This is a genomic window from Psychrobacillus sp. OK032 (genome assembly GCF_900111345.1).
Classification (GTDB): domain Bacteria; phylum Bacillota; class Bacilli; order Bacillales_A; family Planococcaceae; genus Psychrobacillus.
On the sequence record NZ_FOGY01000002.1, the window covers coordinates 563,735 to 590,501 of the forward strand.

Sequence of the window (26,767 nt, forward strand, 5' to 3'; positions counted from 1 at the left end):
TTCTAAGGGTGCTTTTTATCTGCCTAAAAAGTAGCCAAGAAAGGCAAATACTAGTCCTCCTGCGTACGTAATCACAAAGTATAATACCCACTTTCGGGGATATTTTTGAAGAGTAACTAATTCCTTATGAAGAGTAGAAAAAGTCGTAAAAGCACCAATAAAACCTGTGCCAATGAGCAAAGTAAATACTTCCTCAAAATCAATGCTTAATATGAATCCAAGAAGAAAAGAACCGAGCAGATTTACTGCAAGCGTTCCAAGAGGCAAACGATTTTCTGTATTTTGGTTCAACTTTAGAGAAATATAATATCTCGCTATCGCACCTAAAAATCCTCCAGCTCCTACAACTAGCATATAATAGAGATTCATTCGGTCACCTCTTTTTTCCATCCTAAATTACTCAGAAAAATACCACCAACAATACTTACAACTATATACAAGAAAGCTAAGAATACTTTTCCTTGTTCAAACAATTCGACGGTTTCCACACTCAAAGCGGAAAAAGTCGTAAAGGAACCTAAAAATCCTGTACCCACCACAGTCTTTAACTGACTAGACAAACAAAAAAATCTAGAAGTTAAATAGGCCAAAGCATAACAACCAACTAAATTAATGAGTAATGTTGCAAATGGAAAAGGAGAATTTGAAAAAAAGAAAATCCCTACTAAATAACGTGAAATGGCACCTAAAGCTCCAGCTAAACCAATATATAAATAAATCAATTGCACCCACTCCATTATGTTACAAAATTAGAAATCACCCAAATCTATAAACAGAGTTGGGTGATAGTTTGTCCTACTGTTAATTTAAAAGAGTTGTCACATCTACATAAGGTAATCCTTGAGCTTCAGCAACTGCTTTGAATGTTACATGACCTGCTAATGTATTAATACCTTTTTGTAATGCTAAATTATCCAAACAAGCTTGTTTATAACCTTTATTTGCAATTTGAAGAGCATAAGGTACTGTAGCATTAATCAAAGCCATTGTAGAGGTTCTAGGAACTGCTCCTGGCATATTCGCAACAGCGTAATGAACTACGCCATGCTTTTCATATGTTGGATTATCATGCGTTGTAATACGGTCAGACGTTTCGAAAATTCCACCTTGGTCAATTGCAATATCAATGACAACAGAACCAGGAGACATAGATTTAATCATTTCTTCTGACACAAGTTTTGGCGCTTTTGCCCCCGGTATTAGAACAGCTCCAACAACTAAATCTGCCTCTCTCACTGCTTCTCCAATATTATATGGATTAGAGATTAAGGTTTGTACACTACTACCAAATAACTCTTCTAGCTGACGTAGACGATCTGGATTTAAGTCAATAATCGTCACTTGTGCGCCCATACCTAACGCCACTCTAGCCGCGTTCGTACCTGCAATACCACCACCCACGATAGCTACCTTCGCTCGCGGAACCCCCGGTACTCCACCAAGCAATATCCCTTTACCACCGTTAATTTGTTCTAAATATTGGGCACCAATTTGAGTTGCCATACGTCCCGCTACTTCACTCATTGGTGATAGTAATGGAAGTGTATTATTAGGAAGCTGAACTGTTTCATACGCTATAGCAGTTACTTTCTTTTCCAAAAGTACTCTTGTTAAATCATCTTCCGGCGCTAAATGTAAATACGTGAAAAGAATAGATTCTTCCCGTATAAGACCAAATTCCGCATGTGTAGGCTCTTTTACTTTCATCACCATCTCTTGATCCCATGCTTCTTGGGCAGTTTGAACAATGATTGCCCCAGCATCCACATAATCTTGGTCTGAAAAGCTTGAACCTAAGCCTGCACCTGTTTCAATATATACCTCATGATTATAATGCTTTAAACTTACTACCCCTGCCGGCGTCATTGCGACACGATTTTCATTGTTTTTCGTTTCTTTCGGAATTCCAATACGCATTTCTATATCCCCCTATGTAATACGATATTTTTGGATGAATGACGCGTTTAGCAAATAAATCACTTTAACTTTCGAACAACTCCATTTTATCACTTCTATATTCATAATGCTTTAATAATTTAAATAATACAAATCACGGATTATTATTATGAAATTTTACCACTATATAATTTCATAATAAGTGTTCTAGTAGTTCATTTTGTAATTGGTTTTCGTTGCGCTTTGTCGAAATATCCACTACACATTAGTACCGAAGGATTAAAAGGAGTGATGGACGAACATCCACGATACGATTTAGGAAAAACCTCAATCCTGGTGTAGAACTCTTTTTAGTTTAAAGTAAAGTGTTTTGTGTGATACTACAATATAATTAAGAAATTTACGGTACTTTAGATTAATCAACACTTGATTAAAAATAAATAATGCAAATAAGCAGGAATATGTCAATATATCGCGAAATATATATATATAAAGAATAAGGAGGTTTTTATTATGTCATTAAAATATAAACAAATTCTAGTTGCCGTAGATGGATCAAAAGAAGCGGAATACGCATTTAAAAAGTCAGTTTCTATTGCAGCAAGAAATAGTGCGACATTAAATCTCGTTAATATCATTGATACAAGATCATTTGCTGCTATTGAAGCATATGACAGATCTATAGCTGAGCGTGCTCAATCATTTGCGGAAGAATTGCTAGAAGGTTATAAAACAGAGGCACAAGCGGGCGGAGTTCAAAATGTAAATGTCATCGTCGATTATGGTTCGCCTAAAACGATGATTTCTAAAGACCTTGCTAAAAAAGTGGTAGCAGATTTAATCATTTGTGGTGCTACTGGTCTTAATGCTATGGAAAGATTTTTAATCGGAAGTGTTTCTGAATATATCGTACGTTCTGCAACTTGTGACGTCCTTGTTGTTCGCACAGAGGAGATCCCAGATTAAGAGAAGTACAACAAACAATTTAATTACTAATAATAAGGAGAGAGTAGCCCTAATGTAGGGCTACTCTCTTATTTTTTGTTTTCTTCTTGCCATATGTCTACTTTTTGGAAAAATAATTCCATTGCTTCTTTGTTCGTCATATTCGGAACTTTTGCAAGCAACACTTCACGTGGGGCTTTCAATTCTTCGCTTTTCTTTTGCAAAATCAACAAGCTTTTCTCTTGTCCTTTTGTTTTAAAAATCGAAGCTGGTAATTGAATCACCGCTTGAATCCATCCGTTTTGTTTAATAAACTTATGAAGCTGTGGAGCTTGCTTAGATTCAAAAATAGTGTTCGGCACTAAAAAGTATAAATATCCACCAGGTTTTACATGCTTCATCGATTGTTCGATAAATAAATGATGTGCATAAGACATTTCCTCTTTACTATGCAAAAAATAGTCCTGTGCTGTTTCATCATCCGGATAATACCCAACAGGTAAATCACTTACTACTATATCTACAGGATCAATTAATAAAGGTTTTAATGCATCTTGTCGGAATAGTTGAATATCATGTGTAAGTAATTCTCCAGTTTGAGCTGCTAGTTGGATTAATAATTCATCGATTTCAACACCATAAGCATGATTTTCGTAAGGTAATGCATTCATTACTGTATATAGCAAATTTCCAGTTCCAAAAGCGGGATCCAAAATAGACAATTCTTTTTTGTCTTTTGCGATTACTTTTACAAAATAGCTTACTAGGAGTCCAATAGCATCCGGGGTCATTTGGTGATTCACTTGAGCGGTTGTTTTCATACCTTTTAAAATTGCCAGTTGAATTGCTTTTCGAATTTGTTCCTTCGTCGGGTTTGTCACTGCAGGTACTTTTTTCTCTTCCAACCATAATTCTAGTGCATATACTACTCCCTCTAAATAGGTAGCTGATTGCTGTTCTTCTATAAACATGCTTTCCTGATCAATAAACGTAAAAATTTGTTCCATATTTGTGTGCATATACATCCCTCATGTGAAAACCCACTAAACTAGAATTAGCAGGGAGCTTGAGCTCCCTGCTAATTTAAGCCTCAGGCGGATGTCCATAATCACGCCAAGACAAAATTGAATAAGTGGGTTTGTGTTTTATTTATTATTTTGTTGCTTCTTTTACTGCTTCTAATGCTTTGTCATAGTCTGGATGATTTGTTCCTTCGCTTACATATTCTGCATAAGTAACAACATCATTTTTGTCCACTACGAATACAGAACGTGCTAGTAAACGTAATTCCTTCATACCAACTCCGAACGCTTCTGCGAATGAAAAATCACGATGGTCAGAAAGTGTTTGAATAGCATCCGCTGCATTTGCTCCACACCAACGTTTTTGAGCAAACGGTAAGTCAGCAGAGATTGTTAAAATGACTACGTCATCACCTAAACTAGCAGCAGCTTGATTGAATTTGTTTGTTTGTGTGGAACAAACACCTGTATCTAGAGATGGAACTACACTGATTAAACGTACTTTACCTGCAGAATCTTGTAGCGTTACTGGTGATAAATCATTTGCTAACACCGTAAAGTTTGGTGCTTTTTCTCCAACTACTACTTCTTGACCAACTAAAGTTACTGGATTGTTTATAAATGTTACTTGAGCCATAATTATGTAGCCTCCTTTTTCATTAACTTCATCTTACTAGAATACGTTCTGTTCTTGCAACTCTTTTGCAACGATATGATGTTCATATTCCTGTTTATCTTTTTTATCATAAACTGCTTCATGCACAACTAACGTGTCTGCGATGAAATCATGAATAGCTTGTTTTTTCGGTGTAAAAGCTATTACTAGATACGGAATATTTAATGGAATGATAGAAATAAGTCTTCCGATCCATTCTCTAAATATAACCGTCCCCCAAGTTAATTTAGCACCATTTTTTGAAACAACTCGAATACCAAATATTATTTTCCCTACTGTTTGGCTACAAAATTTAGTCATTAGAACAAAATACGCATAGAAAATAAACGCTGTAATAAGAGTAAATGGCGCATACCAAACCGGATCATTTAGTTCTAATGAAAAGAGTCGGAACACAGGTTTGATAATCAACATACCGATAGAAGATAATATAAGGATATCCGCCGTATAAGCCCAAAATCGAATCCAAAAACCGGCAGCTTTCTGTTCGTATTGCGCTGTTCGATGAACGACTACTTGCTCAGTAACCGGTGCTTTTTCTTGCGCATTTTGTTCATCTGGCTGTACAATCTCACTCATCTAGACCCCTCCTTAATTATTTCCGTATAAATACATCATTTTAGGTGCACTATTATCAGCGATTAACTTTCCAATCAGTTTCGTTTCGATATCGACCCCTAATAACGATTGTGCTTTCATAGCAAATAAGGAACCGAAGCTCTGTGAGTATCCATACTTAAATACTTCCGCATTTTCTAAGTTGTGATCTGTTTTAATAGCCGCAACAACGTCTTCTAAAAATCCAAAATCGTCTGCAAGGCCAGCTTCAATTGCTTGACGACCATTTACAATTCGACCATCCGCTACTTTTTTCACTTCTGCTTCTGTCATATTTCGACCTTGTTCAATAATATCCACAAAGTCTTCATATGAATCATTCAGCATTTCTTGTAGCATATTTCTTTCTACTTCTGTCATTTCTCTCGTTGGACTCATAATGTCTTTATAAGGTCCTGACTTGATCGTAACAAACTCAACACCGTATTCTTCCGCTAATTTTCCGTAATTGATACTTTGCATAATAACACCAATAGAACCTGTCATTGTTTCTTTGTTCACAAAAATCTTGTCAGCTGATGCTGAAATATAATAACCACCCGATGCTGCCATACTACCCATCGATACATAAATTGGTTTTTCCGTTTCTTCTTGTATTTCTCTAATTTCTTTATAGATTTGCGCCGATTCTACAACTCCTCCACCTGGAGAATTTACTTCGAGCACAATTGCTTTTACCGAGTCGTCCGTCTTTACTTGTTCTAATTGCTGTAAAAAGACAGAATGGTTATATCCTTCTGCTGCAAATAGAGAAGTCGCGCTCCCTGTATCTTGAATTATTCCATCTACTGTTAATAATGCGATACGTTCATTCGTACTACCATCTTCTAATACTGTCTCAAAAAACTGGGAACTCGAAACAGCCGCAAATTCATCTAACATGGCAGTCCAGTCCTTTGAAAAAGCACTAGAGAGTGTGTTGACCCCTATAGATATGGCTAACAATAAGAATGCTCCTAAAATAGCAAGCCAGCGTTTCATATTCATATTATATTTTCCTCCTTTAGTTATCCTCTTTACTTACGTAAAAAACGTCTAAATGTTTCATAAAACGTGAAATTAATTATTACACTATAGAAAAATGCTTTTATCTTCTTTCATTGCAATCTATTTTTTCGTACTTCCATAATTTTCGATACCGTAAACAATATAAGTGCACACCAAATAAACGAAAAGGATAGAAACTCAATTTTACTAAACTGCTCTTTATAAATGAAGACACCTACTAAAAGCATAAGCGTTGGTGCAATATACTGTATAAAACCAGACAAATATAAAGGGATACTCTTTGTTCCTTTTGCAAATAAAACGAGTGGAACAGCAGTTGCAACACCTGTTAATATAAGCAAAATTACTGTCATGAAATCAGTCGAAAAAAAGACAGCCTTCTCAGTCGCAACTAAGTAAGCAAAATAGATAAGTGCTACAGGTAGGACAAAGAAAGTTTCAATCGTCAATCCTCTAAGAGCATCCACTTTTAACGTCTTCTTAATCAAACCATAAAAAGCAAATGTTATCGCCAATGAAAAAGCAATCCATGGTACTTGTCCATAGGAAATAGATAAAATTAGTACACCAATTGCTGCAATTACTACCGCTAATACTTGTGCTCTTGATAACTTTTCTTTTAAAAAGACAATTCCAAGCACAACAGAAAGTAAAGGATTTATATAATAGCCTAAGCTAGTTTGAACTATGTATCCTGCATTCACTGCATAGATGAATATAAACCAATTTCCAGTAACTAAATAAGAAGCCAGCACTAGGCTCCAGAAAGCTTTCCTGTCCTTCCATAATACTTGTATATCGATCACAAGCTGCTTATAATTGCGACCAATGACTACAAGTAACAAAGTGAATACGAATGACCAAATAACTCGACCTGCTAAAATTTCATCACTAGACACATGGTCAAGCATTTTCCAAAAAATCGGCATGAATCCCCATAATATATAAGCGGTTGCGACTATTATGATTCCTTGTTTTTCTTCTTTTTGCACTTCCCCATCTCCTTATTTTTTCCACACAAAAAACAATAGATTCATTATATTGCTTTAACCAGTTAAAGTAAACAACAAAAGCGTAGGTGCCTTTTGCCAAATGAAAACAGTCTAAATACTACGCCCTGGTGCTTCTAGCGCAAATCTTTTCTGCGACGAGCTGTGCGCAGGAGCAAATCTTTTTTGCGACGAGCTGTGCGCAGGAGCAAGGCACTGAAGTCTAGACGTGGAAAAACACGAAGAACATTCGTCCTCCGTGCTTCTTTTTTAACATTTGAGTCTATTGTTGTTCTTTTTGTCTTAACTCGATTCTTCTAATTTTTCCAGAGGTTGTTTTTGGTAATTCTTTTACAAACTCAATCTCTCTTGGATACTTATATGGGGCAGTAATTGTTTTAACATGATCTTGAAGTTCTTTCACTAATTCAGGTGAACCTTCTTTAGACGAATCAAGTAAGACAACAAATGCTTTCACAATCGTTCCCCGTATTTCATTTGGACTACCAATTACGGCACATTCCTGCACTGCGGGATGTTTTGTTAAAGCGTCTTCTACCTCAAAAGGTCCAATTGTGTAGCCGGAACTTATTATGATGTCGTCACTTCTACCTTCAAACCAAAAGTAGCCATCCTCGTCTTTTTTTGCTTGGTCACCCGTAATATAATAATCGCCCCTGAATTGCATCGCAGTACGTTCTGGATCTTTTAAGTATTCTTTGAAAAGTGCGGGAGTTTCAATATGCACCGCAATATCGCCTACTTCACCAGGAGCACAAATTTCTCCAAGTTCATTAACAATTTCTACTGTATTCCCAGGAGTTGGTTTACCCATAGAACCAGGTCTAGCTTCCATTCCTTTCATTGTTCCAACGAGCAAAGTATTTTCTGTTTGACCATACCCATCACGAACTTCTAGATTGAAATTTCGCTCAAAAATGTCAATCACTTCTCTGTTTAATGGTTCCCCTGCTGAAACTGCACTATGAAGCGAAGAAAGGTCATAATTCGTTAAGCCTTCTACTTTTGCCATAATTCTATATTCGGTCGGAGTGCAACAAAGTACATTTACTTTCTTCTCTTGAATATTTTTTAAATACGTATTCGGCTCAAACTTACCATTGTATACATAGCCAATTGCACCACTTCCAAGAACGGCAAGAAACGGGCTCCAAATCCATTTTTGCCATCCTGGACTTGCTGTTGCCCATACGACATCTCCTTCTTGGATACTTAGCCAGTTTGGCCCTGATGTACGTAAATGTGCAAATGCCCAAGCATGCGTATGTACGACACCTTTTGGATTTCCAGTTGTCCCACTTGTATACGATATGAATGCCATATCATCTTTTGATGTTTCTACTGTTTGGAATATATCATCTTCAATAGACATTTCATCTGTTAAGGACTTCCAACCATTTTCACCTTTTCCGATTACGAATAATAGTTGTTCGTCTAAGTTCGAAACTTCATTAAATTGGTCCAAAAATGGTTCATATGCAATAATCGCTTTTGCTCCGCTATGAACTAGCCGATATTCAATATCCTTTGCTCGCAGCATTTCTGAACTTGGTATAACAACTAATCCAGCTTTTAATGCTGCTACGTACACTTCGTATGCTTCTATTAAACGAGGTACCATTACAAGTACGATATCCCCTTTTTTTAGACCGCTTCGGGTAAATACATTTGCAATTTTATTAGCTTGTTGGATTAATTGTTTATATGTACTCTTTTTCGTTTCACCTTTTTCGGACTCCCAAATAAGCGCTAATTTTTCTTCATTTATACTATATTTTTCGAACTCACTCACTAAGTTATATTGCGTTGGTGCGATTAAGTCTTGTTTGTTCAATACTATTCCTCCTTTACGTTATATATTGATTATAAGGGAATTTAGTAGATTGTTAAATATAAAAATAATTTTCTGAATATAAAGATGCGACTATTTAGGGATAATAGCTCAATTATGTGACTACTTGGATTTCCTAACGGAAACTTACGAATAAACCGGTAGCCTAAGCTACCGGTTTATCTGTTTTATTATTTACTATAACCATTCATTTGTGATTGGGCTTGTTGCACTAATCGCTTTGTAATTTCTCCGCCTACGGATCCGTTGGCACGCGATGATGCATCAGGTCCCAATTGTACTCCAAACTCTTGAGCAATTTCATATTTCATTTGATCAAGTGCTTGTTGAACGCCTGGTACGACAAGTTTATTGTTGTTTGGCATGTCTCTCACCTCCTTGTGAAATTAGAATGGTCTTTTTTTCGAATTTCATGCACTGAGGATGAGAGGTATATTTTGTTAATTTTTAAAGCAGGTTTTCAAAATCATTTTTCTTTAATGTTGGAAATGAGAGAACTTCTCTATTTTCTACTGCTTCTTTTATTAATTCATCATAGTCCTTAAAGCTCTCGTAGTATTCCACTTTCTCCAACTTAGGTTTTGTTTTAGGGCAAGAAGGAGTAAATATAGTACAGCAGTCTTCATATGGTAATATAGACGTCTCATAAGTTCCTATTTCCCGGGCAATATCTATAATATCTAATTTGTCCATTGAAATAAGTGGTCTAAAAACTGGAGTGGACGTTACTGCATTAATGGCAGTCAAACTTTCGAGCGTTTGGCTAGCAACTTGACCTAAACTTTCACCAGTTACAATTCCTAATGCCCCAATTTCTTCGCGAACTAAATCTGCAATCTTTAACATCATTCTTCTTGTTGTAGTCATAGATACATTTTCTGGAATTTGAGCAGCTATACTTTGTTGGATTGCTGTAAACGGAATAACATGAAGTCTTACAGTTGCTCCAAAATGACTTAGTTGGTTAGCAAGATCCATCACTTTTTCTTTTGAGCGCTCACTCGTAAACGGTGGACTATGAAAATGGATAGCATCTAATCTAACTCCACGTTTCAAAAGCATATATCCAGCAACTGGACTATCAATTCCACCGGAAAGCATTAAAAGAGTACGACCATTTGAACCAAGTGGCATACCGCCTGCTCCAGGGATTACTTGTGCCATCATATATACAGCGTCCGCTAGCACTTCAATACGTAAATCTATTTCTGGCTTTTTTAATTGCACTTGTAATGATGGAAATTGTCTTAATACATGACTTGCTACTGTTCTTTGCAATTCATATGTATCAAGTGGAAACCTTTTATCAGAACGTTTCACAGTTACACGAAATGTTTTATTTTCAGTATCTAAGCTTTCCATTATTTGAAGGGCAGTTGCCTGAATATCATCTAATTCTTGTGAACAAGATGCGACCGGGCTAAATGATTGAATACCAAATATTTTGGGTAATCGTGTTATTAGTGCTTCGATTTCTGTGTCATCTGTTGAAGTTAAGAACATTCGATCTCTTTCTGCGTGCACTTTAATATTCGGTAAATCTACAAAAGAAAATTTAATGTTGTTTCGAAGATGCGTGATAAACTGTTTTCTGTTTTTTCCTTTTGTTGATAATTCACCATATCTTACTAATATTTTTTCCCATTTCATGAAAATTAATCTCCTTTAATTACATTCATTACATTTGTGAATATTTTTTTAAACTGATTTATTTCGTCTTGTGTATTGAGTGAGCTAAAGCTTAGGCGAATAACTCCTTTTATATATTCATCCTGTATATGCATCGCTTTTAAAACATGGCTTGTTTTTATCTGTCTAGATGAGCATGCACTACTTGTAGAAACTATAACATTTTTTTGCTGTAAAGCATTAATCAGAACTTCTCCTTTTATTTTTCGCACCGAAAAAGAAACAATATGTGGTGCTCTATTGGAAGGTGAGATTACTTTAATTGCGTGAAATGACTTTAAATAAGGAATAAGTTCATCCGTCATCTCTTTCATCTTATTGGCGTTTTCTTGCAAGTGATCATGTGCAAGCCTCACAGCTTTTGCGGTGCAAACTGCTAATGGTACAGGTGTTGTACCACTACGAATACCAAATTCTTGCCCGCCTCCAAACAACAACGGTTCGACTTCGATAAATTTCTTTAATGCTAGAAGACCTGAACCTTTTAAACCGTGAATTTTATGAGAAGAAATGGTGATAGCATCCACATCCAATTCCCCGAAATTAACCGGCAACTTTCCAAAACTTTGCACCGCATCCACGTGTATTACCGCGCGACTATTGTTTCTTATGTAAGCGGAAAGTTCCTGAATTGGTTGAATCGCTCCTGTTTCATTGTTCACATGCATGACACTTACTAAAACTGTATCGTCACGTAAAAGACTTTTTACAGCGTCTACTATAATTACACCATCCGAATTTACCGGAATCCATTCTACTTCAAATCCATTTTTGTTTAGTTGCTTTGCAGCCTCAAGTATAGACGGATGTTCAATTTCCGAAACAAGTACATGTCTTCCTCGGTTTTTATATTTACTTGCTAAGCCAAAAATCGCTAAATTATTGGATTCCGTTCCACCAGATGTAAAATAAATTTTATCACTAGATGTATGTAAAATTTCCGCTACTTGTTTTCTAGCTGTTTGTAATAATTCGTTTGTTTGATGACCAAATTCATGTATAGAGGCTGGATTTGCCCAAAACTTTTCGTTCACTGCCACAAAAGTTGTCATCACTTCGGGATGCACTTTTGTTGTAGCACTATTATCAAAATAAATCACTTAAACTCCCTCTCCTTTTCGGAAAAAAACCACCATCACTTTTATAGTGAGGTGGTTCACGTTTGTATAAAAAGCCATTTTCGTTTCTAAGGTTGAATGCGTTAGTATTTCTAGTTATGTACGCCAGGCCTCTTCCTTAACTAATACTTCGATTTTCTTTAGTGCACCTGGTTCTACTTCCTCTACAGCTGTAGCTGCATCTTCTAGCGCTTTTGAATATCTAAGTTGTCTAAAGGCTTCTTCTGCTTCTAATAAACGCGCATGTATATCGGGATGGCTTGTACGATAACGATTGCCATATTGAATAATTTTTTCCGTTAGCAATACATTTTCTAACATTTCTTTTGCCCGTTCATGAACTTCTTCCATGCAAGCCTCTGCTTTTTCTAAATAATTGTCTACTAACGTCATATTTAGTGGCACTTCTTGAAGGCTTTGCATTGCTACATAAATATGTTCCTCCGCCTCTTCTAATCGAACATCCATATCTTCAGGAATCCCCGGGATATTGGCTTTTTGTAACATACGATCGGTGTCGTGTAAAATATGTTTTAATTCATCTAGTTTTTCACGAGCTTTATTTTCATCAATTCGGAGATTTTTTAAACGATCTGCAAAGCGATCTTGTTCTTCATATAATCGATCCAGCTCTTCTGCAATTTCGTTAAGTTCTTCCTGTAAGCTAGAGTAAGCAGATTTTTCTTCTTCGACTCGTGATGAAAGTAGGTCGAACTTTTTCGCTAATTCTTCCAATTCCTTCAAACAACTTTGTGGAATTTCTGCCTCTTTTTCGGGTAATCGGTAGCTTTGTTGGACATAAGCTGCTTCTGCACTTATTGCACGTGTAACCGTCGTTACTTCTTTAAGACGGCTTGCTGTATGTTCTTTATGTTGATCTACGTATTTTTTAGCAAGTACTTCTTTTTCCAATAAATCATAGAAAGTTTCCATTTCATCTTTTATTTCTTCCACTCTTACCATTGTTTTATCAACTTGGAGGTCTACAATTGCTGCCTTCAATTCGACTAACTCCGCTTCTATTTCTTCAAGTTTGTTGGTCATTTCAAGATGTTGCAAGTAATATGAACTCTCTTCCATTTCTTTCTGACCATTACGTAATTCATGAATTGTAGCAGGGATCTTATTTTGTATTTCCGTAAGTATAGTTGGAATTTCATGTAATTTAGGGAAGAATTCTTTCCCTTTTTCTTGCAAAGTAATCACAATTTCCCGAGCACTTAAATAGTTTCCAGTATCGGTCAATTTATCAAATTCCTCAAAATCTGGTATAAATGATTCCAATTCGGTTTCTAACGCTGGAACCGCATCTCCGAACGAATATTGATGAGCGAGCAATGTCTTCCTAGCAGCACGATGTTGCTCTTTCAACTGTTCCATTTCTATCCTGCTTTTCTCTTCACTTCCGATTAACTCTTCCAGTTCTTTTAATATCCCCGACATTTTTTCGTCACAAGAAGAAATTAATGTTTGAATTTCTTTTTCAATTTTAGTAGCTTTAGGAAAAATAAACTTATCTATTTTTTCTTCTGCATCAAATAAAAGAACATCGATCTTCGGCATATGGACATCCATTACTTCCGTCCATGTATTTCTCCATCTTTCAAACATTTCTTCTGTTTGACCATTCATGTTTAATTGTTTTACTTTTGTCATTTCCTCTAAAATAGGTTTGTTTTGAATTTGATGTTTTTCATGCTCTAAACGTTCAATCTCTGAATTATGTTTTCTTCTTATAATAAACGCAAAAACTGCAATTACTAAAAGTATAATGACTGCTGGGATGATATACTTCATCGTAAGCCCCCTGTTCCAAAATCAAAAAAATTCTAATTCAATGTTACTCTATATATTACCATGCTTTTTATGTTATTGTTTCATAAAACAGTAGAAAAGCAATGATTTATTTGAAATAATGATATTTCAACGATAAGGAGGCATATTTTCTTGCAAAAGGATGGTCATATTCATACGCCCTATTGCCCACATGGAACGCTTGACTCATTCCATTCATATATTGAAAAAGCAATTAACAAAGGTTTCCAGGAAATAACATTTACCGAGCATGCCCCATTACCTGCCAATTTTGTTGACCCAACACCCGATAAAGACAGTGGGATGGATTTGAAACAACTCGAATCGTACTTCGTGGATTTAGATCGTTTGAAAAAACAATACGAAAAAGATATTGTTATATCAACAGGATTAGAAATAGATTTTATCTCTGGTTTTGAACAAGACACCATTTCTTTTCTGAATACATATGGCATGTATTTGGATGATTCGATTTTATCGGTACATTTTCTACCCTTTCAAAACACCTACACATGTATAGATTATTCTAAATCTACTTTTTTAAATTTTATTAAACAAGTGGGAAGTCAGGTGGCTGTGTATAAATTGTATTATAAAACATTGATGGATTCAATAACGAGTCATTTAGGAATTTATAAACCGAAACGAATTGGCCATATTACGCTCGTACATAAATTTCAGCATGCACTTCCAGAAAAAATAGATGATCATAAAGAAATCATTTCTATTTTAACTGAAATGAAAAATCAGCGGCTTCAATTAGATGTCAACAGCGCTGGTTTTGCGAAACCGTATTGTTTAGAGAGCTATCCTGCACCAAACTATATTCAGTTGGCAAAACAACTCGAGATCCCTTTAGTTTTTGGATCAGATGCCCATCAAGCAGAAGATTTGCATCAATTTTATAACGAAATAAAAATATATTTGTAGAATGGAGACTAAAAATGTTTACTAAAACAGCTTATTCAGAAGAACTATCAGCAAACTATACTATGTTATCAAAACAATTAGATGCACTGTTAACAGGAGAAACAAATACAATTGCAAATTTTAGTAACGCTTCTGCGTTACTAAATCAGTTTTTTGACCAAATTAACTGGGTTGGATTTTATTTGATGGAGGATGGCGAATTGGTATTAGGACCATTTCAAGGTTTACCTGCTTGTGTAAGAATCCCTGTTGGTCGAGGGGTATGTGGCACCGCAGCACAAAAGTTAGAAACTATTATCGTACCTGATGTCGATGCCTTTCCAGGTCATATAGCTTGCGATGCGGCTTCACAATCAGAAATCGTGGTACCTATTGTGAAAGACGGCGTATTTGTTGGAGTTCTCGATATCGATAGTCCTATTAAAGAACGCTTTTCGGAACAAGATGCAACTGGTTTAGAACAATTTGTTCAAGTACTAGCTAAACATATTTAAGAAAATCGAAAAGCGCCTATGTTAGAGGAATACAGTCTAATTTCACGACATCGTGTCGCGACGACTGTATGACCTGCATAATGCGCCACATCCTGTGGCAAAGCTGATATGACCGGGGTAGCGCGGGCCCAAGAGGCAGCTCCTCAGCCACCACAAGCGCTTGCTTGCGACGAGCTGTGCGTTGGAGCTGAATCGATACTGAGTAAAAAAGGTTATAATTTATTATCTTTTAAGAACACCAGAGGGAGTAGATGCTCCCTCTGCTTTAAATTTTAGTGAATGCTTGTTTTAAATCTTCTATTAGATCAATAGAGTTTTCGAGACCAACAGAAAGTCGAAGTAATCCGTCTGTAATACCCATTTGCAATCTCTCTTTTTCCGGGACAACTGAATGAGTCATTGTTGCTGGATGTTGGATTAGCGTTTCTGCATCACCTAAACTAACAGCTATTTTAATAAGTTTCAATTCGTTCATTAGCTTTTGTGCCACTTTCATACCACCTGCAACAGTAAATGAGATAAGCCCACCGCCACCACTCATTTGCTTCTTAGCAATTTCATACTGTGGATTACTTGCATCAAACGGATAGTAAATATTCTCTACAGAATTAACAGTTTTTAAATAAGCAACAAGTTCTTCTGCATTTTTTGTATGTCGATCCATCCGTACATGCATCGTTTTAATTCCTCTAATTAACAACCATGCGTCAAATGGTGAAATAATGCCTCCAAAATCTTTTTGAACAGACAACCGGATTTCCTCTATCTCTTCTTTTTTACTTCCAACTATGATTCCTGCAATAACGTCTCCATGGCCATTAATATATTTGGTCGCACTATGCAGTACAAAATCGACTCCAAGTTTTAATGGGTTTTGTAAATAAGGAGATGAAAATGTATTATCAACTACTACTCGAATATTATATTTTTTGGCGATTTTTGTTATTAACTCGATATCTACTATTTCCATTGTTGGATTAATAGGTGTTTCAATATAAATACAAACAGTATTTGGTTTAATCGCAGCCTCGATAGCTTCTTCCGTATCTAATATGGCTAAATCATGTGAAACGTTATATTTTTCCTTCAATATGTTAAGAAGTCCAAAAGTACAACCATATATCCCTCGTGTACAAAGAATATGATCACCAGACTTAGTTAAATGAACTAAAACCGAACTAACTGCAGCCATCCCAGACCCGAATGCTAATGCACCTTTCCCATATTCCATTGCAGCCATTCTCTCCTCTAGTACGCGAACAGTCGGATTTCCTAAACGCGAGTAAATTCCGCCGGATTCTTCCCCAGCAAATCTACTCGCTCCTTGTTCAGCAGTTTCAAACACAAATGTAGAAGTTTGATATAAAGGCACTGATAGGCTATCCTGATGAAATGCTGATTCATAGCCTTTATGAATATAATCCGTCTCTTTTTGTACTTTTTCATCATTCATGTATCTTACACCCCTTTTGTAAACGCTTACATTTAGTTTATACGTAATCGTTAAAAAAGAAAAGGCATCTCCCTACGAAAGTTGAGATACCTCCATAAAACTTAACTGATTTTTCCCTTTATTTTTCGCTTTATATAGAGCTATATCTGTTTGATGAAAAAGATCGCGAAAATCTATGTTATTGCGCTGTTCCCAACTAGAAACACCAATCGAAACTGTAACACTTGGATTAGTTTCCAAAGGTATTGACACCAATAATTGTTTGCACGTTTCGATGCCTTCTTCTAGTGTCATTTGCGCATAATATAACGCTAGCTCTTCCCCACCCCATCTCGCACCAATGCCTTTTTCTACGACTTTTTTCTGTATAATGGAAGCAATTTGTTTTAATATTTCATCCCCAATTTGGTGACCATACGTATCATTTACTTGTTTAAAATCATCAATATCGATTAACGCAAATACTCCACGGTCATCTTCTATCATGGAACTTTCTACATATTTATCTAAATATTTTCGCGCAAAAAGATTCGTTAAATGATCGCGATTGACCATTTCCTGCAATTTATTGCGTAGCGTAGAGTTACTTATAGCAAGTGAAGAATGCTGAATGAGCGATTGCATTAATTTAAAGGCATCAAATGAAAAGTAATATGGCTCTTTATGAAGAACTATACTAAAACCAGTAATTGTATTTTGCTCTTTTAATGGAACTGCAACTAAGGAACGGTATCCATACTTCAACTTTGTTAGTCGGTTAAAGTCAGCTATAAACAAGGAGTCCTTTACTTTGTTAAAATGATTTGCAACATGCTGAATATACAACTGACCTTCATTTGTATGGAAGTAATCATTACTCGCTGTAGAGACTCTATATCCTTCTTCTTCGATAAAAACAAAGCATATCTGCTCCGGTAGGAAAGATTTCATTAATTGATTTCTTAAGAAAACTAACATTTCATCTAAAGAAATATTTCTGTTCAATGTATGTGAAGTTTCGTTTATCAATTGCAAATCTGAAACTAATTTATGTGACTGAATATACAATTTTGCGTTTTCAAGTGCACTTCCGGTGATTTCCGCTAGTGATATAGCAAATTCTTTTTGTCGAGTAGAGAAAAAATATTCTTTTGGGACAGCAAGTTGTAATATTCCATAAATTGCTTGTTTCCCTTTTATCGGTACATTTATTAATCGTACTCCTGAATCTTGTTCAAATTCTGTAGTAATTTCACCTGAAACATATGCATCTACCGTAGCTGTTCTTTCAGAAGTATAATCAAACAACTTATAAGGAACGGAAGTTTTTCTATCTTGATCATTCGATAATATTAATGATGGCTCTATTTGTGGAAATGCATTATTTATAGCAAATAATGTTCCATTTAATATTTCTCCGGAATCTAGCGTAGAGTTAAATGCTTTTGTTACACTAAATAAATGACGATATTGGTTTTCTTGCTGTACTAATATAATCGATTGTTTTATTGTTTTTACAAGCTTACTAATTGTGCAAACAAACTCATCCATATTTTCAGTTTCAGAGAATTCATTCCATTTCACCGTTGAATCCATGACGAGCAATCCAATTGGTTTGTTATCGGGATCCCTAAGTAAAATCTTAACTAATTTACTCATGTCATTTTCGTAATCCCAAAACGGAATTTCGGTAAAATCTTTTTCATAGAAAAATGCTTCTATCTCAAGCCATTTAATCGTATGCATTTTTTTAGTATAAGCATGATTTTCTCTCAATGGACTAAAGGTATCTAAGTCAAAAATCAAATAATGAGCCATTTCAACTCCAAAATATTCTGACAATATAATTTTTAAGTCGTTGAACCATTTCATAGTAGTTCCATTAACAAGTAAATTCTCGTTATATACATCTAGAATACGACTTTTTATATGCATCATTATTGCGTCATTTTTCATGAGTACACCTCTCAGTTTTCTAAGAGCGAATTTGATACTTTTATCACACTTTATTAGTAATTCTATTTGACTATATTCCTTTAGATTTGTCAATTGTTTCTTGCAGTTCATATCTGTCTATTCTTTTAATAATGAATTTTATTGACTTTCTCGGCATAAAACGATACAATCGAATTTGTGTAAAATAAATGCAGCAGTTGTATGGATTAGATTGCATATTTTGTTCCTCTATTCAAAGATGGTGTATCCCGTAACCCTTGGCTGCTAGGGCGATGATACATGAAAACAAAATGTCTACTGGTCTGAATACATCTGGTCTTATTTTACAACAAAATAATACCAATTTAAAGGAGGAGACATATATGTCTCGTTATACAGGTCCATCATGGAAATTATCACGTCGTCTTGGTATCTCACTAAGCGGTACTGGTAAAGAATTAGAAAAACGTCCTTACGCACCAGGACAACACGGTCCAAACCAACGTAAAAAATTAACAGAATACGGTATGCAATTACAAGAAAAACAAAAACTTCGTCACACTTATGGTGTAAACGAACGTCAATTCCGTAATCTATTTGACAAAGCTGGTAACATGCAAGGTAAACATGGTGAAAACTTCATGATTCTTCTTGAAACTCGCCTTGATAACGTTGTATACCGTTTAGGTCTTGCTCGTACTCGTCGTGGAGCTCGTCAATTAGTTAACCACGGTCACGTTATGGTTGACGGTAAACGTGTAGATATTCCATCATTCAGCGTTAAACCTGGTCAAGAAATTTCTCTTCGTGAAAAATCTCAAAACCTAGACGTTGTAAACGAATCAATGGAAGTGAACAACTTCGTTCCGGAATATTTAACATTTGACGCTGACAACAAAGTTGGTACTTTCGTTCGTCTTCCAGAACGTAGCGAATTATCAGCTGAAATTAACGAAGCTCTAATCGTTGAGTTCTACTCTCGTTAATCGAGATACTCTGCAAATAGTAGTATTAAAAGCCTTCAAAACCTTGCTAATACAGGGTTTTGGGGCTTTTTATTTTTATACTACCACGAAAGTTAAAGCATAGAAAAGCAGGGTATTGGGTCTAATAAAACTATAAATGGCGGCGTATGTACAGGAATACGTAAGTGAAGGTTATAGTTTATATATTTCATGTACAGATGATTCCTTTGATCTGAGCCAATTAGACCCTCCCTACCATGACCCCGCCATCTTTGAAAAGCGCAGGCCTCCTGTTCAAGCATTTAAACATTACAAATTACATGACTAAATTAAATATTAACCACCTATAACGTATGATTTCAACGTTATAGGTGGTCTATTCAAAATCCTCATTTAGATACGTTTCTCCGTAACGTATCTAAATGAGGTTTCATCACATTCTGCTAGAACCATCCCATCGATTCATTTCTTACTTTAACTCTTTTTCTTATTTACTTTAAATCTTTTTCCTATTTACTTAAAATCTTTTCTAGATATTAAAGTTATTTTCTTTACCAAATATGATGCATAGTCAATTGGTGTTGTGAAAACTTTCTTCCGATCCTGAAAGACAAGTTCATTATTTCGAAATGCGGTTCGTAAGACTTCTTTTATCTTTAACGTTACGTGATTATGCGCAAAACTAAAGTATTATTTCCAAATTTCCTGCAGTGTATTTCTAAACAATTCATCTAATATCTTCGTCGGATCCTTCGTTTTAACTCTGAGCCTTTTCACATATTCTTCGAGTCGCTCCATTTCATTTTCTACAAAATCGTCAATCACATAAATACGGGGTTCAATATCTAACTCATCATCTATTAACTTTCGCTCTTTCGTTGTTGGGAATAGGTGTTTTTTGTATAAATTTTTCATGTCAAAAACAGATTTTGGAATATCCGGAAATTATTTTACTTAATCAAGTACTTTGTCCACACCCCAAATTCTCGTCCACATATATTATCTTAAGTAAAAATTAGTTTTTACTTAATTATTTTAAAAGGAGGTGTTTTTTTATGGGTATTCGTAGAGACTCTCTCTATATCGGTGATACAAGTAACGACACCGTAAATCGTTTCGACGCAGTCACCGGGCGCTCCCTCGGGACTTTTGTAACATCAGGAAGCGGCGGGTTACACGGTCCACGAGGTCTTATCTTCGACCATTTGGGAGATCTCCTTGTCTCTAACCAGAATGTCGAGCAACCTCAAAACGGCAATGTGTTGAAGTACAATGGAGAGACTGGGGCTTTTATTGGTGAACTCGTTAGTTCCATTCAAGAAGGCGCTCCGTTTGCTCCACGGGGCATCGTCCTCTCTAATAGCAATGTCCTCTTTGTGGCAGACATAGAGAGCGCAAGTTCAACCGCAGAGCCTCAACCGGGAGAACTAAGAGCATATAATGGCACAACTGGTGACTTTCTAGGCACTCTCAATCACTCTGGATTCAACGGACCATTTTTTCCCCGTAGCGTGGTCATCGGAACAGACGGTTTGCTATATGTCTCCGTCTTTAACCCTTTTGACCCTCTTAACGGCTGGGTGCTACGCTTCGACCCTGAGACAATGGAATTCGTTGATGTGTTCATTGAGAGCAATTCTGTCAACAACCTTCACCGTCCTGAAGGTTTGGTCTTCGGTCCAGACGGTAACCTCTACATCACCAGTTTCCGAGCAAACGCAGATGACACCGACAAAATTCTAGTTTTTGAAGGCGAAACGGGTACGTTTATCAAAAAGATTGACCTTGATGTAGTCGGAGAGCCCCGTGCCTTCGCTATGGCTATTCTGTTTGGACCGAAAGGAAAACTGTTTGTCCCCATTTCTGGAGACGGACCTGATTCAGGCTCGGTAAGACGCTACGACGTTGAGAGCGGCTCATTCGATGTATTTGTTCCTCCCGGAATTTTAGGAGCACCGTGGTATCTGACATTTGGCAATACTGATTCTGCAACTCTCGCTTACTGACAAAAAAATCATGAAAATGCAGATTGGCAGGTCAGAAGCACAAAAGCTTTGCTAACGGATATAATGCAGAGTTCACGTAGAAGTAAAAGGATTAAAGCAGCTTCTAATTGTGTCAAAAATGGGCTACTACTTTAAGCTACTTTAAGGTGCCGCCCATTTTTATAATTTTTCCCCATTATTCTCCCAAAAAAACCTCATTTACTTATGATAAGGTTCACCGATACTAATATTAAATTCGTTATAAAAATAGAATTCCTTCTTGGACTGGTCGAGTAGAAGGGAACCTCTCTACCTTGCGGTGGATTGTGTTCCTCCCCCCTCACAGAACTGTGCTTGCGCTATTCACGTACACGGCTCCTCCTAGTTACTATTCACAAAATGTAGCTAATCTCTTTTCTTAAGTCATATATATTCACCTTAACTCTTGGTGAAGGTAAAGGAAACTTATGAAGAAAGTGATTGAATTTATCCCAAGTAAAGGATTTTCATTGACTTCTCCTGTTGAGCCATCTAAAAAGTAAATATAGGATTTTGTCTTTAAATTGGCGAACACTTTGTGTGTAATCCGTGATGCAATAGTAGTTGTAGTAACCTACAATCTATAAAGGATCATATGAATATCTTTATTTCGGTTATTCTTTATCCATTCTTTCGATTCCTTCAGTTTACCTTTTAGCTTCTTCCTACTTGTTTTCCGTTTCACACGGAAGTACCCTTGTTTACTCTTTCCACAATAATGCGTAAAACCAAGGAAATCAAAGGTTGCAGGTTTTCTATTTCCCGTTTGTTTTGCATCTTTCTCCGCAAATCTCCCGTAGGGGATAATTTTGGTTTTATCCTCCGCTATTTCTAGACTCTGCTATTCAAGGATGGATAAATTACTATGGGAAGTTCTACAAATCCGAAAAAACCAATAGATTTCTGAAATCTATAAGATGAAGAACTTGTCAACAAAGTCCACTAGTTTTCATATATTGAAGAAAATGCTCTATAGAGGTGAGATTTTAATGAGACTTGCAAGAGGAAGATGGAGCCATTACCAAATTTTAAATGAAAATAAAAAAATTAATTCATATGTTGTTCATACCGAACTGTTTAATGAACACTCCTTTCATCAAAATTTACATCTACACTTAGTTATTAGGCCATGTTTTGGTTCAGATGAGATTAGTGTTTTCTTAATGGAGGGGGATAAAAAGCAATATAAAGTTCAAAATGGAGGCTTTTCAGCAACTTTTACTAATAAAACGGATGTTTTTCATTATTTGGATAACATATGCACAAAAGAAAGATATTACATTCTTCAGGATTTAAGTTTCTTGAACAACAGAAATGAAGAGACAGTTGAACTTTTTGTAACTATGCATCGAGATCAATTCTTTAACTGGAGTGTCACAGAAGTACTTGAAAAGAAAGAAATGGTAAAACAAAAAGAAATAGATTTCATAAAACAAAAACTTTATGATTCGGCTATCCAAATCGTTTTGTGTCTCGAAAAACATTATCCTAAATGTTCAACAATTGTATTAGATATTGGATTATTAAAAGAGAAATGGTACATTCGAGATTTTATCCTACACTTTTCAAAAAGTAAATGGAGCCAGTACCAAATATTGTCTTTAGTTGATGAGTTAGCTGCTTATCTTCCCCATACTCAATTAGCAACCCTACACACACTTCTTCATTTTATTCAAGAGTACAAGCAGGTAATGCTCAAACCATGTTTAGGTCAATGGGGAATCGGAATTGTACAAGTTTCCTGGGTGCAAGGAGACGTTTTTGAAGTTCATAACGAACAGAAAAAACGTATAATTGAAGGTAGAATAGACCTCCTTGATTACCTCCAAACTCGTTACTTATCCCAAAAAAGTTATATCGTTCAGGAAAAGATACACTTAGCGATGATTGAAGATTGTATCTTTGACGCTCGCGTTATGGTTCAAAGAGAAAATACCGACAGCGAGTGGGAAGTTACAGCGAAGGCTGCGAAGATTGCCACAAAAGAATACATCGTTACCAATGTGACGAAGTCAATAATCCTATTGGAAGATGCTCTGCAAAAATCAATAATCATAAGGGACCACCCAAAAATACTTTCTAAAATAAATGAAATTTGCCTGGCCGGAACCCTGCTTTTAGTTAAATATTACCAAGATATCACCCGAATAGGTATGGATATTGGCATTGATAAAAATGGCGATATTTGGATTATTGAAACAAACTTGGTTCCCGACGTTTCGCTTTTCAAAATGTTAGAGGACCAAAGTATTTACGAAAAAATAATAAAGAAAAAAAAAGAATAAGCAACATTTTAATGGAATATTAAATCCTGCAGGATTGGCAATCACAGGTACCACGCTTTATGTAGCAAATATCAACGATAACACGGTAGAAATTTATAATATTACCAATCCTACCGCTCCTGTGCGTGTAGGTGAGTTTAATACAGGAAATTTAAATGGTCCTGGCTGATTGGCTATTTTTCCGACAGTATGATAGATCGTACTATGCAACAAAAGCACCTCAATCGACAAGAGTCTCGTTACGATTTCTCCTATTGGTGTGCAATTGGCCAATCTGTCGCGTGTGAATGCTGGATTTAATATAAATACAAAAATAGATTGCTCCAAGCAGGGCAATCTATTTTTATTACGTAAAATACAATTATGTTAACTACGACTCAAATTTTTAAAAGGTTGATCTTACATGTTTTGTTTTTTGTTCACTTTATAATGATCAATTATGGTTCATGATGACATCGAACTGAATAGAGCGTTAGATTTATGAAACAAGCTCGCTAAATCCAATATTAATTAGTTTTACAATATATGAATCCAAAAAATGGATTAGAGCAACATTTAACTATTGACAAGTAAGCAAGTTCCTCTGATTGAAGCGGCAGGTGCACACAAAGGAACGAAGGCTATGAACGCCGCATCCAATGGAAGGCAATCTAAGCTCGCCGCATCCTGCGGTAACAATTGCATGATCCACGTATTTTGGGCCGAGGAGGCTGATGCCATGCCCGATGAAAGCGTCCGCCGTGTAACGAAACTTATTAGTGTGCGCTATCTTTAAAATGTAAATATAGAAAAGCTATGGATGTATCGTCATAATTTTATGCAAGTACCAATCCCAAGAAATATTGTTTTCACAACTTTTCCAGGGAATTTAATTTCTGCAAACAAAAAAGCGCCAATCTAATTAAATAGAAAAACGCTTTCTTTAGAAATCCCTTATGTTTATCCTTTTTTCATTCCTTCAATTAAATCCAATAATCGTTGTTTCGTCTGATTCGTTTCTTCTTTTAGTATTTTAAAATCATATCCTGATTTATCTTCGTTGATATGAACTTCTATTAAATCTCCTATTTTTGCATCTATCGTAAACTTATCTTTTAAAATAACTAGCTTGTTTGCTTTGTTATTTTTCTCGAATAGAATGACAAAAAAATCGTCGAAACGATCTAATATGTATTTTTTTGTAGCCATTGCACCCAGCCCCTCGATCCAAATAATTAACCTATGAAGTGAAATTGTTAAATATTAATATTGTTGAAAATTTCCCTCCAATAATCATTCTATACTATTTAACGCTTGGTTTTCATCCTATTTCACATTAAATATTAAATTTCTTAGTAAATTCATGATTATTTCAATAATCGACGTAAATACTAAGAACTGAAATGTTAATAATAGGAGGATATATATGAAAAAAAATAACACCCATACAGCGATTAATAAAAAAATGAAAAATACTGTAAGTACAAATTACACTGAACCAGAAAAATTAACGGTCAATGAAAAGAAACAACTTCAAGTAAAAGATGGGCAGCACAATCATCATGTAGATGAACGTGGTGGATTTTAACAATTACTTCCTTTTTTTCAAAAAGCTACTTCCCTATATTTATTGGGAAGTAGCTTTCATTTTATACAAATTTAATCATCTTGTAGTTTTTCTTACCTCTACGAACAATCATAAATTCATCTTCTAGTCGATCCGCTTTTCCTACTACATATGCAACATCCGTTACTTTTTCACCATTAATAGAAATTGCACCATTTGTCACATCTTCACGAGCCTGTCTTTTCGAAGGAGACACGCTTGCTTCTACGATAAATTCTACAATGCCCTTTTCTTCTTTAGACATTTCTACTGATGGAACATCCTTAAATGCATCTTTCATCTCATCCGCAGTTAACTCTTTCAAATTTCCGCTGAACAAAGCACGAGATATACGAACTGCTTGTTCTAGAGCTTCTTCCCCGTGGATTAAGCGAGTCATTTCTTCCGCTAATGTTGTTTGTGCTTTGCGTAAATGCGGTTCATTTTCAACTGTTACAGCTAATGCTTCAATTTCGCTACGATCTAAGAACGTAAATATTTTCATGTATTTAATTACATCTGCATCTGCTGTGTTGATCCAAAATTGGTAAAACTCATACGGAGATGTCTTTTTCGCATCCAACCATACAGCACCAGCTGCAGATTTACCGAATTTTGTTCCATCTGCTTTTGTTACTAATGGAATCGTAATCCCGAAAGCTTTTGTTTCTTCCTCATGCGTTTTGCGTATGACTTCAAGACCAGTTGTTATATTACCCCATTGGTCGGATCCACCAACTTGCACTTTACAGTTGTACGTATTAAATAGATGATTAAAGTCAATCCCTTGAATTAGTGTGTAGGCAAACTCTGTAAAAGAAAGACCAGAATCTAAACGAGATGCAATGGAATCTTTCCCTAACATGTAGTTAATATTAATAAGCTTTCCAAAATCACGTAAAAACTCGATAACACTCATTGGTCCTATCCAGTCGTTATTATTTACCATTTGGGCACCATTCTCGGCTTTAAAATCGAAAATGCGCTCCATTTGAGTTTTAATTCCTTTAACATTTTTATCAATTTGCTCAGTTGTTTGTAGTACTCGCTCTTCAGAACGACCAGATGGATCTCCAACCATTCCTGTTGCACCACCAACTAGCAAGATTGGACGGTGGCCATGCAATTGGAAACGTCTTAATGTTAGTAATGGAACGATATGTCCAATATGCATACTATCTGCAGTTGGATCAACTCCACAGTATAAAGAGATTTTCTCGTTATTCAATAAATCCTTTAATCCTTCTGCATCGGTTTGCTGATAAATGAGGCCTCTCCAGGATAAGTCTTCTAGTAATGCATTTGTCATTTCAATCTCCTCCTTAAATGTAATGCGCAAGCGCCTATGTCTTCCCCGAGGGGCTAGGCGCTGAAGCTGGATCGATATAAATAAAAAAGTCCCTGCACGAAATAAATCATGCAGGGACGCTTAGTTAATTAGCGCGGTACCACCCAGCTTGAAGGAATT

Annotated in this window: 26 protein-coding genes, 1 pseudogene and 1 other annotated feature (1 of these 28 only partly in view); of the genes and pseudogenes, 8 read left to right on the forward strand and 19 right to left on the reverse strand. The window is 35.9% G+C overall.

From position 1 onward, the window contains the following. Positions 1 to 15: 15 nt before the first annotated feature. The 3 genes from crcB (BMZ04_RS06445) to ald form a co-directional block, all read right to left on the reverse strand. Entirely contained in the window at positions 16 to 369 is a 354-nt protein-coding gene (crcB, locus tag BMZ04_RS06445; RefSeq protein ID WP_093266897.1) for a fluoride efflux transporter CrcB, read from the reverse strand. Further along, positions 366 to 722, reverse strand: coding sequence for a fluoride efflux transporter CrcB (gene crcB, locus BMZ04_RS06450; protein WP_177184347.1), 357 nt, complete (start codon positions 720 to 722; stop codon positions 366 to 368). The genes crcB (BMZ04_RS06445) and crcB (BMZ04_RS06450) overlap by 4 nt, the downstream gene beginning before the upstream one ends. A gap of 79 nt (positions 723 to 801) precedes the next feature. Further along, positions 802 to 1,917 (reverse strand): alanine dehydrogenase, encoded by a 1,116-nt coding sequence (gene ald / locus BMZ04_RS06455; protein ID WP_093266899.1) that lies wholly within the window; start codon positions 1,915 to 1,917, stop codon positions 802 to 804. A 492-nt stretch (positions 1,918 to 2,409) separates the two neighbouring features. On the opposite strand from ald, the gene BMZ04_RS06460 reads away from it, so the two are divergent. After that, entirely contained in the window at positions 2,410 to 2,862 is a 453-nt protein-coding gene (locus tag BMZ04_RS06460) for a universal stress protein (protein ID WP_093266900.1), read from the forward strand. Between the two features lie 68 nt (positions 2,863 to 2,930). Here the strand turns inward: BMZ04_RS06460 and BMZ04_RS06465 are convergent, their stop codons facing one another. The 10 genes from BMZ04_RS06465 to ezrA form a co-directional block, all read right to left on the reverse strand. Continuing rightward, complete coding sequence (locus tag BMZ04_RS06465) at positions 2,931 to 3,860, reverse strand: class I SAM-dependent methyltransferase (RefSeq protein ID WP_093266901.1); 930 nt, start codon at positions 3,858 to 3,860, stop codon at positions 2,931 to 2,933. 133 nt (positions 3,861 to 3,993) lie between these two features. Then, positions 3,994 to 4,500, reverse strand: coding sequence for a thiol peroxidase (gene tpx / locus BMZ04_RS06470; protein ID WP_093266902.1), 507 nt, complete (start codon positions 4,498 to 4,500; stop codon positions 3,994 to 3,996). A 36-nt stretch (positions 4,501 to 4,536) separates the two neighbouring features. Next, positions 4,537 to 5,118: an RDD family protein gene (locus BMZ04_RS06475; protein WP_093266903.1), complete on the reverse strand. Its 582-nt coding sequence runs from the start codon at positions 5,116 to 5,118 to the stop codon at positions 4,537 to 4,539. A 12-nt stretch (positions 5,119 to 5,130) separates the two neighbouring features. Beyond that, entirely contained in the window at positions 5,131 to 6,144 is a 1,014-nt protein-coding gene (gene sppA, locus BMZ04_RS06480) for a signal peptide peptidase SppA (protein WP_093266904.1), read from the reverse strand. 110 nt (positions 6,145 to 6,254) lie between these two features. After that, positions 6,255 to 7,157: an EamA family transporter RarD gene (gene rarD / locus BMZ04_RS06485; protein ID WP_093266905.1), complete on the reverse strand. Its 903-nt coding sequence runs from the start codon at positions 7,155 to 7,157 to the stop codon at positions 6,255 to 6,257. A gap of 280 nt (positions 7,158 to 7,437) precedes the next feature. Beyond that, positions 7,438 to 9,009, reverse strand: a complete 1,572-nt coding sequence (gene mbcS, locus BMZ04_RS06490) for an acyl-CoA synthetase MbcS (RefSeq protein WP_093266906.1) — start codon at positions 9,007 to 9,009, stop codon at positions 7,438 to 7,440. Between the two features lie 188 nt (positions 9,010 to 9,197). Continuing rightward, positions 9,198 to 9,392: an alpha/beta-type small acid-soluble spore protein gene (locus BMZ04_RS06495; protein WP_093266907.1), complete on the reverse strand. Its 195-nt coding sequence runs from the start codon at positions 9,390 to 9,392 to the stop codon at positions 9,198 to 9,200. Positions 9,393 to 9,474: 82 nt separating this feature from the next. Beyond that, positions 9,475 to 10,677 (reverse strand): tRNA uracil 4-sulfurtransferase ThiI, encoded by a 1,203-nt coding sequence (gene thiI / locus BMZ04_RS06500; protein ID WP_093266908.1) that lies wholly within the window; start codon positions 10,675 to 10,677, stop codon positions 9,475 to 9,477. Positions 10,678 to 10,682: 5 nt separating this feature from the next. Further along, entirely contained in the window at positions 10,683 to 11,816 is a 1,134-nt protein-coding gene (locus tag BMZ04_RS06505; protein WP_093266909.1) for a cysteine desulfurase family protein, read from the reverse strand. 114 nt (positions 11,817 to 11,930) lie between these two features. Next, the gene (ezrA, locus tag BMZ04_RS06510; RefSeq protein ID WP_093266910.1) at positions 11,931 to 13,631 is read right to left on the reverse strand and encodes a septation ring formation regulator EzrA; all 1,701 of its coding nucleotides are present in this window, start codon (positions 13,629 to 13,631) and stop codon (positions 11,931 to 11,933) included. A 150-nt stretch (positions 13,632 to 13,781) separates the two neighbouring features. Between ezrA and hisJ the strand changes: the two genes are divergently transcribed. Further along, entirely contained in the window at positions 13,782 to 14,579 is a 798-nt protein-coding gene (hisJ, locus tag BMZ04_RS06515; RefSeq protein ID WP_093266911.1) for a histidinol-phosphatase HisJ, read from the forward strand. Between the two features lie 14 nt (positions 14,580 to 14,593). Beyond that, complete coding sequence (locus BMZ04_RS06520) at positions 14,594 to 15,073, forward strand: GAF domain-containing protein (protein WP_093266912.1); 480 nt, start codon at positions 14,594 to 14,596, stop codon at positions 15,071 to 15,073. Positions 15,074 to 15,338: 265 nt separating this feature from the next. Here BMZ04_RS06520 and megL read toward each other — a convergent pair whose 3' ends face one another. Continuing rightward, positions 15,339 to 16,526, reverse strand: coding sequence for a methionine gamma-lyase (gene megL / locus BMZ04_RS06525; RefSeq protein WP_093266913.1), 1,188 nt, complete (start codon positions 16,524 to 16,526; stop codon positions 15,339 to 15,341). 72 nt (positions 16,527 to 16,598) lie between these two features. After that, on the reverse strand, positions 16,599 to 18,461 hold the full coding sequence (locus BMZ04_RS06530) for a sensor domain-containing diguanylate cyclase (RefSeq protein ID WP_177184348.1): 1,863 nt from the start codon (positions 18,459 to 18,461) through the stop codon (positions 16,599 to 16,601). Between the two features lie 362 nt (positions 18,462 to 18,823). Between BMZ04_RS06530 and rpsD the strand changes: the two genes are divergently transcribed. Next, positions 18,824 to 19,426, forward strand: coding sequence for a 30S ribosomal protein S4 (gene rpsD / locus BMZ04_RS06535; RefSeq protein WP_093266915.1), 603 nt, complete (start codon positions 18,824 to 18,826; stop codon positions 19,424 to 19,426). Positions 19,427 to 20,095: 669 nt separating this feature from the next. On the opposite strand, the gene BMZ04_RS06540 is transcribed toward rpsD, so the two are convergent. Next, the gene (locus tag BMZ04_RS06540; RefSeq protein WP_093266916.1) at positions 20,096 to 20,320 is read right to left on the reverse strand and encodes a hypothetical protein; all 225 of its coding nucleotides are present in this window, start codon (positions 20,318 to 20,320) and stop codon (positions 20,096 to 20,098) included. 140 nt (positions 20,321 to 20,460) lie between these two features. Here BMZ04_RS06540 and BMZ04_RS06545 point away from each other — a divergent pair, with 140 nt between their 5' ends. The 3 genes and pseudogenes from BMZ04_RS06545 to BMZ04_RS23125 all read left to right on the forward strand — a co-directional run. Then, positions 20,461 to 21,411, forward strand: a complete 951-nt coding sequence (locus tag BMZ04_RS06545; RefSeq protein WP_093266917.1) for an NHL repeat-containing protein — start codon at positions 20,461 to 20,463, stop codon at positions 21,409 to 21,411. Positions 21,412 to 22,418: 1,007 nt separating this feature from the next. Continuing rightward, positions 22,419 to 23,714 carry a YheC/YheD family protein gene (locus BMZ04_RS06555; RefSeq protein WP_177184349.1) on the forward strand — a complete coding sequence of 432 codons (1,296 nt, stop codon included), beginning with the start codon at positions 22,419 to 22,421 and terminating at the stop codon, positions 23,712 to 23,714. Between the two features lie 13 nt (positions 23,715 to 23,727). Continuing rightward, positions 23,728 to 23,883: pseudogene (locus tag BMZ04_RS23125) on the forward strand (collagen-like triple helix repeat-containing protein); the annotation flags it as partial. On the opposite strand, the gene BMZ04_RS21965 reads toward BMZ04_RS23125, so the two are convergent. After that, complete coding sequence (locus tag BMZ04_RS21965) at positions 23,808 to 24,041, reverse strand: hypothetical protein (protein ID WP_143128279.1); 234 nt, start codon at positions 24,039 to 24,041, stop codon at positions 23,808 to 23,810. The pseudogene BMZ04_RS23125 and the gene BMZ04_RS21965 overlap by 76 nt on opposite strands. A 612-nt stretch (positions 24,042 to 24,653) precedes the next feature. Further along, positions 24,654 to 24,902, reverse strand: coding sequence for a DUF3006 family protein (locus tag BMZ04_RS06570; protein WP_093266920.1), 249 nt, complete (start codon positions 24,900 to 24,902; stop codon positions 24,654 to 24,656). Positions 24,903 to 25,119: 217 nt separating this feature from the next. Between BMZ04_RS06570 and BMZ04_RS22280 the strand changes: the two genes are divergently transcribed. Continuing rightward, positions 25,120 to 25,281 (forward strand): hypothetical protein, encoded by a 162-nt coding sequence (locus tag BMZ04_RS22280; protein ID WP_177184310.1) that lies wholly within the window; start codon positions 25,120 to 25,122, stop codon positions 25,279 to 25,281. Positions 25,282 to 25,342: 61 nt separating this feature from the next. Here the strand turns inward: BMZ04_RS22280 and tyrS are convergent, their stop codons facing one another. Beyond that, positions 25,343 to 26,608 (reverse strand): tyrosine--tRNA ligase, encoded by a 1,266-nt coding sequence (gene tyrS / locus BMZ04_RS06575; RefSeq protein ID WP_093266921.1) that lies wholly within the window; start codon positions 26,606 to 26,608, stop codon positions 25,343 to 25,345. Positions 26,609 to 26,717: 109 nt separating this feature from the next. Beyond that, positions 26,718 to 26,767, reverse strand: a binding site (T-box leader); it runs 147 nt beyond the window's last position.

What these genes read in the sequence shown, in the direction of transcription:
- thiI (WP_093266908.1), bottom strand. Translation starts at nt 10,677, where the DNA reads ATGAAATGGGAAAAAATATTAGTAAGATATGGTGAATTATCAACAAAA.
- BMZ04_RS06465 (WP_093266901.1), bottom strand. Translation starts at nt 3,860, where the DNA reads ATGCACACAAATATGGAACAAATTTTTACGTTTATTGATCAGGAAAGC.
- megL (WP_093266913.1), bottom strand. Translation starts at nt 16,526, where the DNA reads ATGAATGATGAAAAAGTACAAAAAGAGACGGATTATATTCATAAAGGC.
- BMZ04_RS06475 (WP_093266903.1), bottom strand. Translation starts at nt 5,118, where the DNA reads ATGAGTGAGATTGTACAGCCAGATGAACAAAATGCGCAAGAAAAAGCA.
- BMZ04_RS22280 (WP_177184310.1), top strand. Translation starts at nt 25,120, where the DNA reads ATGAAAAAAAATAACACCCATACAGCGATTAATAAAAAAATGAAAAAT.
- BMZ04_RS06495 (WP_093266907.1), bottom strand. Translation starts at nt 9,392, where the DNA reads ATGCCAAACAACAATAAACTTGTCGTACCAGGCGTTCAACAAGCACTT.
- sppA (WP_093266904.1), bottom strand. Translation starts at nt 6,144, where the DNA reads ATGAATATGAAACGCTGGCTTGCTATTTTAGGAGCATTCTTATTGTTA.
- crcB (WP_093266897.1), bottom strand. Translation starts at nt 369, where the DNA reads ATGAATCTCTATTATATGCTAGTTGTAGGAGCTGGAGGATTTTTAGGT.
- BMZ04_RS06545 (WP_093266917.1), top strand. Translation starts at nt 20,461, where the DNA reads ATGGGTATTCGTAGAGACTCTCTCTATATCGGTGATACAAGTAACGAC.
- BMZ04_RS06555 (WP_177184349.1), top strand. Translation starts at nt 22,419, where the DNA reads ATGAGACTTGCAAGAGGAAGATGGAGCCATTACCAAATTTTAAATGAA.
- BMZ04_RS06540 (WP_093266916.1), bottom strand. Translation starts at nt 20,320, where the DNA reads ATGAAAAATTTATACAAAAAACACCTATTCCCAACAACGAAAGAGCGA.
- tpx (WP_093266902.1), bottom strand. Translation starts at nt 4,500, where the DNA reads ATGGCTCAAGTAACATTTATAAACAATCCAGTAACTTTAGTTGGTCAA.
- BMZ04_RS06460 (WP_093266900.1), top strand. Translation starts at nt 2,410, where the DNA reads ATGTCATTAAAATATAAACAAATTCTAGTTGCCGTAGATGGATCAAAA.
- BMZ04_RS06530 (WP_177184348.1), bottom strand. Translation starts at nt 18,461, where the DNA reads ATGAAAAATGACGCAATAATGATGCATATAAAAAGTCGTATTCTAGAT.
- BMZ04_RS06520 (WP_093266912.1), top strand. Translation starts at nt 14,594, where the DNA reads ATGTTTACTAAAACAGCTTATTCAGAAGAACTATCAGCAAACTATACT.
- ald (WP_093266899.1), bottom strand. Translation starts at nt 1,917, where the DNA reads ATGCGTATTGGAATTCCGAAAGAAACGAAAAACAATGAAAATCGTGTC.
- BMZ04_RS06570 (WP_093266920.1), bottom strand. Translation starts at nt 24,902, where the DNA reads ATGGCTACAAAAAAATACATATTAGATCGTTTCGACGATTTTTTTGTC.
- rpsD (WP_093266915.1), top strand. Translation starts at nt 18,824, where the DNA reads ATGTCTCGTTATACAGGTCCATCATGGAAATTATCACGTCGTCTTGGT.
- ezrA (WP_093266910.1), bottom strand. Translation starts at nt 13,631, where the DNA reads ATGAAGTATATCATCCCAGCAGTCATTATACTTTTAGTAATTGCAGTT.
- tyrS (WP_093266921.1), bottom strand. Translation starts at nt 26,608, where the DNA reads ATGACAAATGCATTACTAGAAGACTTATCCTGGAGAGGCCTCATTTAT.